The organism is Burkholderia sp. Tr-20390 (assembly GCF_017104595.1).
Lineage (GTDB): Bacteria > Pseudomonadota > Gammaproteobacteria > Burkholderiales > Burkholderiaceae > Burkholderia.
Genome location: NZ_JAAGPC010000015.1, coordinates 83,029 through 89,925, shown reverse-complemented (window position 1 = coordinate 89,925; position 6,897 = coordinate 83,029). Strand labels below are relative to the sequence as shown.

The 6,897-nt window shown below is 66.8% G+C and carries 7 protein-coding genes and 1 pseudogene; 3 read left to right on the top strand and 5 right to left on the bottom strand.

Going from position 1 to position 6,897, the window contains the following annotated elements:
- From G3N98_RS07245 to kdpA, 4 genes and pseudogenes are all read right to left on the bottom strand, one after another.
- A pseudogene (locus tag G3N98_RS07245) lies at nt 1–126 on the bottom strand (GTP-binding protein); the annotation flags it as partial.
- 14 nt (nt 127–140) lie between these two features.
- Nucleotides 141–2,165, bottom strand: a complete 2,025-nt coding sequence (gene kdpB, locus G3N98_RS07240) for a potassium-transporting ATPase subunit KdpB (protein ID WP_206147755.1) — start codon at nt 2,163–2,165, stop codon at nt 141–143.
- A gap of 80 nt (nt 2,166–2,245) precedes the next feature.
- On the bottom strand, nt 2,246–2,947 hold the full coding sequence (kdpC, locus tag G3N98_RS07235) for a potassium-transporting ATPase subunit KdpC (protein WP_206147754.1): 702 nt from the start codon (nt 2,945–2,947) through the stop codon (nt 2,246–2,248).
- Nucleotides 2,948–2,957: 10 nt separating this feature from the next.
- Nucleotides 2,958–4,661 (bottom strand): potassium-transporting ATPase subunit KdpA, encoded by a 1,704-nt coding sequence (kdpA, locus tag G3N98_RS07230; RefSeq protein WP_206147753.1) that lies wholly within the window; start codon nt 4,659–4,661, stop codon nt 2,958–2,960.
- Between kdpA and G3N98_RS07225 the strand changes: the two genes are divergently transcribed.
- A complete protein-coding gene (locus G3N98_RS07225; RefSeq protein ID WP_174975849.1) occupies nt 4,660–4,830 on the top strand; it encodes a hypothetical protein in 171 nt (56 codons plus the stop codon). The two genes, kdpA and G3N98_RS07225, sit on opposite strands and share 2 nt — an antisense overlap.
- Here G3N98_RS07225 and kdpF read toward each other — a convergent pair.
- Nucleotides 4,800–5,126 carry a K(+)-transporting ATPase subunit F gene (gene kdpF, locus G3N98_RS40325; RefSeq protein WP_206147752.1) on the bottom strand — a complete coding sequence of 109 codons (327 nt, stop codon included), beginning with the start codon at nt 5,124–5,126 and terminating at the stop codon, nt 4,800–4,802. The two genes, G3N98_RS07225 and kdpF, sit on opposite strands and share 31 nt — an antisense overlap.
- Before the next feature lie 89 nt (nt 5,127–5,215).
- Here kdpF and G3N98_RS07215 point away from each other — a divergent pair, with 89 nt between their 5' ends.
- Nucleotides 5,216–5,530, top strand: coding sequence for a hypothetical protein (locus G3N98_RS07215; RefSeq protein WP_089497516.1), 315 nt, complete (start codon nt 5,216–5,218; stop codon nt 5,528–5,530).
- Between the two features lie 187 nt (nt 5,531–5,717).
- Nucleotides 5,718–6,845 (top strand): porin, encoded by a 1,128-nt coding sequence (locus G3N98_RS07210; protein ID WP_206147751.1) that lies wholly within the window; start codon nt 5,718–5,720, stop codon nt 6,843–6,845.
- The last annotated feature ends 52 nt before the right edge of the window (nt 6,846–6,897 follow it).

Genomic DNA, 6,897 nt, shown 5'->3' with positions numbered 1-6,897 from the left:
GATCATGTTCTTCACATAGTCAGCGTGGCCCGGGCAGTCGACGTGTGCGTAGTGGCGGTTAGCCGTTTCGTACTCGACGTGTGCCGTGTTGATCGTGATGCCGCGCGCCTTTTCTTCCGGTGCCGCGACGGCGCGTTCGGTCAGATAAACGGCGTCAACAACATGTCGATCAGCTTGATGCCGATGAACGGCGCGATGATGCCGCCCACGCCATAGATCAGCAGGTTGCGCCCCAGCAGCTTCTCGGCCGGCTCCGCCCGATACTTCACGCCTTTCAGCGCGAGCGGGATCAACGCAACGATGATCAGCGCATTGAAGATCACGGCCGACAGGATCGCCGACGTCGGGCTGTGCAGCCCCATCACGTTCAGCGCGCCGAGCGCCGGATACGTCGCGACGAACGCGGCGGGGATGATCGCGAAATACTTCGCGAGATCGTTGGCCACGCTGAACGTGGTCAGCGCGCCGCGCGTCATGATCATCTGCTTGCCGACCTCGACCACCTGCATCAGCTTCGTCGGGTTGCTGTCGAGGTCGACCATGTTGGCCGCCTCCTTCGCCGCCTGCGTGCCGCTGTGCATCGCGACGGCCACGTCGGCCTGCGCGAGCGCGGGCGCGTCGTTGGTGCCGTCGCCCGTCATCGCGACGAGATGGCCCTTCGCCTGGTGCTCGCGGATCAGCCGCAGCTTGTCCTCGGGCGTCGCTTCGGCGAGGTAGTCGTCGACGCCGGCTTCCGCCGCGATCGCGGCCGCAGTGAGCCGGTTGTCGCCGGTGATCATCACCGTCTTCACGCCGACCTTGCGCAGCTCGGCGAAACGCGCGGCGATCCCGTGCTTGACGATGTCCTTCAGCTCGATCGCACCGAGCACGCGGGCACCGTCGGCCACGACGAGCGGCGTACCGCCGCGTCGCGCGATGTCGTTGACGGCCGTCTCCACCGCTTGAGGAAATACGCCGCCGAGCGCATCGACGTGCGCGCGGATCGCCGACGCCGCGCCCTTGCGGACCTGACGCTCGCCGATGTCGAGGCCGCTCATGCGCGTGCGTGCGCTGAATGGCACGGTGATGCTGCCGGCGGTCGCGGCCACGTCCAGCGAGAAGCGCTGCTTCGCGAGCGCGACGATCGAGCGCCCTTCCGGCGTTTCGTCGGCGAGCGACGACAGTTGCGCGGCCTCGGCCAGCGCACGCTCGTCCACGCCCGGCGCCGGCCGGAACTGCACGGCCTCGCGGTTGCCCAGCGTGATCGTGCCGGTCTTGTCGAGCAGCAGCACGTCGACGTCACCGGCCGCCTCGATCGCGCGGCCCGACGTCGCGAGCACGTTCGCCCGCATCATCCGGCTCATCCCCGCGATGCCGATCGCCGACAGCAGCGCGCCGATCGTCGTCGGGATCAGGCACACGAGCAACGCGATCAGCACGGTCAGGCTCACCGCCGTGCCCGACGCGTTCAGCAGCACGCTGAACTGCGAGAACGGCAGCAACGTCACGCACACGAGCAGGAAGATGATCGTCAGCGCGACAAGGAGGATCGTCAGCGCGACCTCGTTCGGCGTCTTGCCGCGCTTCGCGCCTTCGACCATCGCGATCATCCGGTCGAGAAATGCCTCGCCCGGTTGCGCGGTGATTTTCACGATGATCCAGTCGGACAGCACGCGCGTGCCGCCCGTCACCGACGAAAAATCGCCGCCCGACTCGCGGATCACCGGCGCGGATTCGCCGGTGATCGCCGATTCGTCGACCGACGCGACGCCGTCGATCACTTCGCCGTCGGCGGGAATCGTGTCGCCGGCCTCGACGAGCACGATGCTGCCGGCCGCGAGCTCGTCGCTCGGCACACGATGGCTGGTGCTGCCGAATTGCTTCGGCTCGTCGAGCACCTTCGCGTACACGCGCTTGCGCGCCGCGCGCAGCGCATCGGCCTGCGCCTTGCCGCGCCCTTCGGCGAGCGCCTCGGCCGCGTTCGCGAACAGCACGGTGAACCACAGCCAGCACGCGACCGCGAAGATGAAGCCGGCCGGCGCGTCGCCCGTGCCGGTCAACGCCTGCAGCCACAGCACGGTCGTGACGATGCTGCCGAGATACACGACGAACATCACGGGGTTCTTCAACTGCACGCGCGGCGCGAGCTTGCGGAACGCCTCGCGCAGCACGGCCGTCCAGCGCATCGGCGGCACGCCGCCGACCGGCATCGCCGCTGGATTGATCGGGGTTTCGATATGGGACATGAGTGACTCCGTGGTTCCTGCTATTGCTTCGCGCCGGCCGCGTGGCCGAATGCGCGGTCCAGCGCGAGGTTCAGGTCGAGCACGCGCACGCGCGGTTCGCCGAGCACGCCGAGCTGGCGCGGCAACGCGATCCGGTCGACCAGCGCCGTGACCTGTGCGGCATCGACGCCGCGCGCCTGCGCGACCCGCGCCGCCTGCAGCCGCGCGTTCGCGACCGAGATCTCGGGATCGAGCCCGGACGCCGACGCGGTCACCGCATCGGCCGGCACCGGCGTGCCGGCGGCGAGCGCGTTCTCCTGCCGGTAGGTGCGCACCCGCTGCGCGATATCCGCGAGCAGCTTCTTGCTGGTGGCGCCCTGGTTGCTGGCGCCGCTGCCCGCCGCGTTGTACGGCTGGTCGATCGTCTTCGACGGATCGGCCGGATCGGTGCCGACCGTCGCGCTCGGCCGCCCGTGGAAGTAGCCGGCACGCGTGAACTGCTGCCCGATCACCGCCGAGCCGACCGTCGTGCCGTGCTGCTGCACGAGACTGCCGCGCGCCTGCGACGGGAACAGCACGTTCGCGACGCCGGTGGTGAGCAGCGGATACGCGATGCCCGTGACGAGCATGAACAGCACCGACGACGCGATCACGGGCCGCACGAGGCCGCGCGTCGCCGCGCCGAACGAAGAACCGGGTGCCGGCGCGGCGGCGGCCGCTGCCTGGCGATTGCCTTGCATCATGATGTTTTCCTCAGAACAGTTGGCCGCCCGACATCATCAGGTGCTCGACGATCGGGCCGAGCGCGAGCGCCGGCAGGAACGTGAGGCCACCGACGACCAGGATCACGAAGACCAGCAGGCCGGCGAACAGGCCCGTCGACGTCGACAGCGTTCCCGCGCTTTCCGGCACGCGCTTCTTCGCGGCGAGACTGCCCGCGACCGCAAGCATCGGCAGCAGCGTCAGGTAGCGGCCGATCAGCATCGCGAAGCCGATCGTCGTGTTGAAGAACGGCGTGTTCGCGTTCAGGCCCGCGAACGCGGAGCCGTTGTTGGCCGTGCCCGACGTGTATGCGTACAGCACTTCGCTGAAGCCGTGCGGGCCGAGGTTCGCGAGGCTGTCCATCGTCGAATGCAGCATCGCCGCCACCGCGGTGAAGCCGAGGATGCTGAATGGATGCGCGAGCACCGCGAGCATCACGAGCTTCATCTCGCGCGCCTCGATCTTCTTGCCGAGGAATTCCGGCGTGCGCCCGATCATCATCCCGACCAGGAACACCGTGAGGATCGCGAACGTGAACAGGTTGATCAGCCCGACGCCGTCGCCGCCGAACACGTTGTTCAGCATCATCTGCGCGATCGGCACGAGCCCGCCGAGCGGCGTCAGCGAGTCGTGCATCGCATCGACCGACCCGGTGGTCGCGGCCGTCGTGACGGTGGCGAACAGGCTCGTCTGCGCGATGCCGAAGCGCATCTCCTTGCCTTCCATGTTGCCGCCCGGCTGCGTGGCGCTCGGCTGCGGGTCGACGCCGAGCCCGGTCACGAGCGGATTGCCGTGCTGCTCGGCCGAGTAGATCACGGCCAGGAAGCCGACGAACATCACGACGAACGCGGCAAGCATCACCCAGCCCTGGCGGCGCCGGCCGATCATCGTGCCGAGCGCATAGGTCAGCGCGGACGGAATCAGCAGCATCGACAGCATGTGCAGCGTGTTGGTGAGCGGCGTCGGGTTCTCGAACGGATGCGCGGCGTTCATGCTGAAGAAGCCGCCGCCGTTCGTGCCGATATGCTTGATCGATTCGAGGCTGGCCACGGGCCCCATCACGATCTGCTGGCGCGCGCCTTCGAGCGTGGTCGCCCATGCGTCGGACGCGAGCGTCTGCGGCATGCCCTGCCACACGTACACGAGCGCCATCACGAAGCTGAGCGGCAGCAGCACGCGATAGGTCACGCGCGTGAAATCGACCCAGTAGTTGCCGAGGTCCGCCGCACTCTTGCGGCTCAACCCGCGGATGAAGCCGCCCGCGGCCGCGACGCCGGTGGCCGCGCTGACCACCATCAGGAACGTGATGACGGCCATCTGCGAGAAGTTCGACAGGCTGCTTTCGCCCGCATACGCCTGCCAGTTCGTGTTCGTGATGAACGACGCGGCGGTGTTGAACGCAAGGTCGGGGCTTTGCGACGCGCGCTGCAGCGCGTCGAACGGCAGCGTGTCCTGGATGCGCAGCAGCAGGTAGCCGAGCAGCATCATCCCGGCATTGCTGAGCAGCAGCACCATCCCGTAGCGCTGCCACGACATCGCTTCGTCGGGATTCACGCCGAGCAGCGCATAGGTCCGGCGTTCGACCCATGCGTGGCGCGGGCTCGTAAAGGCGTGCGCGAGCCATTTCCCGACGACGGGCACCAGCGCCAGCATGATCGCGAGAACGATCGCGAATTGAATGAGATTGTTGAACATGTCGACGCTCGCTCAGATCCGGTCAAGGCCGGTGATGAAACCGGCCGTCAAGGCAAAGAACGCGAGCGTGAACAAGATGAAAAGCAGATCGCTCATGACATTCACCGATATTTTCGAATTCCTGTTGAATCGCGCCGATCAATACCGCTCGGGTTGGATCAACGCATGAAACAGATAGATGAAGAGCGCGAGCGACAACGCGCCGGTGATCCACAACATGGCTTTCCCCTTTTTCCTATGCGCGGCAACGCCGCGCGATCGTCGGCGCATCGGGCCTTGCCGTGTCGGCGCAAGCCCGCGTGACGCCCCCATGCTCAGTTGGCGAATGGGATGCGACAGTGTAGAAATCCGCGTATCAAAGCGGTGTTCAATTTCTTTACGCGGAGTAAAAAAGCTGTAAAGACGAAAGCCGGCGGCGATGGCGTTTTTATGCGTTCTTTTCAGGGCCAATACGAGTCTATACACCGTATCTTCACCGCGATTCCTAGAATGGGCGACATGTCCAAGACGAGATCTCCGCGGTGCGGAGCACGATGCGACCCGGGGATGCCAGCATGAAACCGACCAGAACCGAAACTGCTGCCTCACGCGATCTGCCGCCCGTTCGTTCACGGCGCCGGTGCTCTGCCGACGAGCTCGTGCTGCTGTCGATCCGTGTCGAATCGGACAACCTCGCCGTCGTGCGGCGCCTGCTGCACCAGGCGGTCGGCACCGCGCTCAACTTCTATACGGCCGCGATCGACAATCGCACCGGGCGCGCCTGCATCGAGCTCGAAGTCGCACGGTCGCAGGCGTCGCCCGCCATCCTGTCGATCCTCCGCCTGTTGCCGGCCGCCGAATTCGGCACGATCCGCCTGCTGCAGCACTAGCCGGCCTCCGATGCGGCCGCGCGTGACACGCGTCACGCGCCCGCTCCCCCTTTCATCGATTCGAACGCGCGTTGCCGACGCGAACGCGTGCGGTTCGTCTTCATCACGAGCCGCGCACGCTCGTCGCCGGCATGCGCGCCGGATCCGTCGTTCCCGTCGCTACGGGCCTTTCCAGGAAGCACTCACAATGAAAAAAGCAGTCGCCGGTACCCTCTCCCTCGCATTCCTCAGCGCCGCCGCGCAGGCGCAAAGCAGCGTCACGCTCTACGGGATGCTCGATGCGGGTATCGTCTATACGAACAACCAGTCGGGTAAAAGCGCGTGGCAGCAAGGCAGCGGGCTGCTGTCGAATACGGTCTTCGGCCTGAGCGGCAACGAGGATCTCGGCGGCGGCCTGCATGCGCTGTTTCGCCTCGAAAACGGCTTCAACCTGAACAACGGCACGCAGTCCTACAAGAACACGATGTTCGGCCGCCGCGCGTACGTCGGCCTGCAGAGCGACCCGTACGGCGCGCTGACGCTCGGCCGCCAGTACGATGCCGTGGTCGATTATCTCGGCCCGCTCGCGATGGCGAACAACGGCGACGGCAACAACCTCGCGTCGCATCCGTTCGACAACGACAACCTCGACGATTCGTTCTACATCGACAACGCGGTGAAATACACGAGCCCGACGCTCGCCGGCTGGCAGTTCGGCGGCCTGTACGGGTTCAGCAACGCGGCCGGCGGCTTCGCGAACAACCGCGCATACAGCGCGGGCGTGTCGTATGCGAACGGGCCGGTCAGCCTCGGCGCCGCGTACCTGCAGCTCAACCGCGGCGGGCTGACGGCCGGCGGCGCGCTGTCGACCAACGACGGGCCGAACTTCCCGGCCGTGCGCCAGCGCGTGATGGGCGCGGGCGGCAGCTACGCGTTCGACCGGCTGACGTTCGGCGCGCTGTGGACGCATTCGATGTTCGACGAAACGGCCGCGTCGTCGCTGCCCGGCGCGCTGAACGCGCTGCGCTTCGACAACTTCGAGGTCAACGCGCGCTATGCGCTGACGCCGGCCGTTTCGTTCGCGGGCGCCTATACGTTCACCAACGGCCGCTACGACGACGCAACCGGCAGCCATCGGCCGAAATGGCACCAGGTGACGCTGATGGCCGACTACGCGCTGAGCAAGCGCACCGACGTGTACGCGGAAACCGTCTACCAGCACCAGTTCGGCGTGCCGGCGGGCGCGACGCTCGGGTTCGCGAACGTCACGGGGCTCGCGCCTTCGTCGAACAACACGCAGGTGGTCGGGACGGTCGGCATCCGGCATCGGTTCTGACCTCTCGCCAGCCGCCGAAAGCCGGCCGCTCTGTGCAATCCCGCATGGACGC